The 2188-nt window shown below is 50.3% G+C and carries 3 protein-coding genes; all 3 read left to right on the plus strand.

The features are described from left to right. On the plus strand, positions 1–651 hold a 651-nt coding region (locus L1D22_RS22050), incomplete at its 5' end, for a VCBS domain-containing protein (protein WP_239831225.1). Continuing rightward, positions 632–1117: a VCBS domain-containing protein gene (locus L1D22_RS22055; RefSeq protein WP_239831226.1), complete on the plus strand. Its 486-nt coding sequence runs from the start codon at positions 632–634 to the stop codon at positions 1115–1117. The genes L1D22_RS22050 and L1D22_RS22055, both read left to right, overlap by 20 nt. Then, the coding region (locus L1D22_RS22060) for a VCBS domain-containing protein (protein ID WP_239831227.1) at positions 1059–2188 on the plus strand (1130 nt) is incomplete at its 3' end. The genes L1D22_RS22055 and L1D22_RS22060, both read left to right, overlap by 59 nt.

Raw genomic sequence — 2188 nt, forward strand, 5'->3', positions numbered from 1 at the left:
ACCAACGATGCGGCGACCGTCAGCAGTGCGACAGTGTCTGTTGGTGAAACTGACTCAGCAATAACAACTTCAGGTACCCTAACCAGCACCGACGTTGATAACCCGGATAACGCCTTCACCCCGGATTCGATCACAGGTACAAACGGCGACCTAACCATTGATGCCCATGGTCATGGGGTGTTCACCGCCAACAGCATATTTAGTCAATTGAATGTCCGCGATCAAGAAGAAGATACCAGCGACAGCTCGTCTGTTGATGGCACACCATCGACCATTAAGGTCACGATTAATGGCACCAATGATAAAGCGACGGTTAGCACGGCCACTGTTGCGGTAGATGAAACCGATACGGCCATTACCACTTCAGGCACGTTAACCAGTACCGATGTCGACAATCCGGATAATGCCTTCACTCCTGATGCGATCAGAGGCACAAACGGTAACCTAACCATGGACGCCAATGGTCATTGGACGTTCACTGCTAACAGCACCTTTAACCAACTTAATATTGGTGACAAGGTTGAAGAGACTTTCACTGTGTCTTCAGTTGACGGCACACCATCGACCATTAAGGTCACCATCAATGGCACCAACGATGCGGCGACCATCAGCAGTGAGACTGTGGCTATCGATGAAACAGGCTATCGATGAAACAGACACGGCAATCACCACCTCGGGCACCCTAACCAGCACCGATGTCGATAACCCAGACAATGCCTTTACTGCTTCAACTCAGCACGGTACCAACGGTGATTTGACCATTGATGCCAACGGTCATTGGGTATTCACCGCCAACAGCGCATTCAACCAACTCAACGTTGGCGATAAAGTCGAAGAAACATTTACGGTCACCTCTGTCGATGGCACTCCATCCACCATTAAAGTGACCATCAACGGCACCAATGATGCAGCTACGGTCAGCAGCGCGACTGTGGCGGTTGATGAAACGGATAAAGCCGTCACCACCTCGGGCACCCTAACCAGCACCGATGTCGATAACCCTGACAACGCGTTTACGCCAGATTCGATCACAGGGACTCATGGTGACTTAACCATCGATGCTAATGGTCATTGGGTATTCACCGCTAACAGCGCCTTTAACCAACTTAATATTTAATGATGCAGCTAGTGTAAGCAGTGCGACGGTGACTGTTGATGAAACGGACTCCGCAATCACCACCTCTGGTACCCTAACCAGCACCGATGTCGATAACCCAGATAATGCCTTTACCCCTGATTCGATCTCGGGCACCCATGGCGACTTAACCATTGATGCCCATGGTCATTGGGTGTTCACCGCTAACAGCGCGTTCAACCAACTGAACGTTGGCGACAAAGTCGAAGAGACCTTTACGGTAACGTCTGTCGATGGCACTCAGTCAACAATTAAAGTGACCATCAACGGCACCAATGATGCAGCTACGGTCAGCAGCGCGACTGTGGCGGTTGATGAAACGGATAAAGCCGTCACCACCTCGGGCACCCTAACCAGCACCGATGTCGATAACCCAGATAATGCCTTTACCCCTGATTCGATCTCGGGCACCCATGGCGACTTAACCATTGATGCCCATGGTCATTGGGTGTTCACCGCTAACAGCGCGTTCAACCAACTGAACGTTGGCGACAAAGTCGAAGAGACATTTACGGTCACCTCTGTCGATAGCACTCAGTCAACAATTAAAGTGACCATTAACGGTACTAATGATGCTGCGAAAGTCAGCAGTGCAACTGTCGCCGTTGATGAAACGGATAAAGCCGTCACCACCTCGGGCACCCTAACCAGCACCGATGTCGATAACCCTGACAACGCGTTTACGCCAGATTCGATCACAGGGACTCATGGTGACTTAACCATCGATGCTAATGGTCATTGGGTATTCACCGCTAACAGCGCCTTTAACCAACTTAATATTGGTGACAAGGTCGAAGAGACCTTTACGGTAACGTCTGTCGATGGCACTCAGTCAACAATTAAAGTGACCATTAACGGTACTAATGATGCTGCGAAAGTCAGCAGTGCAACTGTCGCCGTCGATGAAACGGACTCCGCAATCACCACCTCTGGCATCCTAACCAGCACCGATGTCGATAACCCAGATAATGCCTTTACCCCTGATTCGATCTCGGGCACCCATGGCGACTTAACCATTAATGCCAATGGTCATTGGGTGTTCACTGCTAACAG

The organism is Vibrio sp. Isolate34, assembly GCF_022397915.1.
Taxonomy (GTDB): domain Bacteria; phylum Pseudomonadota; class Gammaproteobacteria; order Enterobacterales; family Vibrionaceae; genus Vibrio.

Coding starts and splice junctions, on each gene's coding strand:
- L1D22_RS22055 (WP_239831226.1), top strand. CDS start 632: ATGAAACAGGCTATCGATGAAACAGACACGGCAATCACCACCTCGGGC.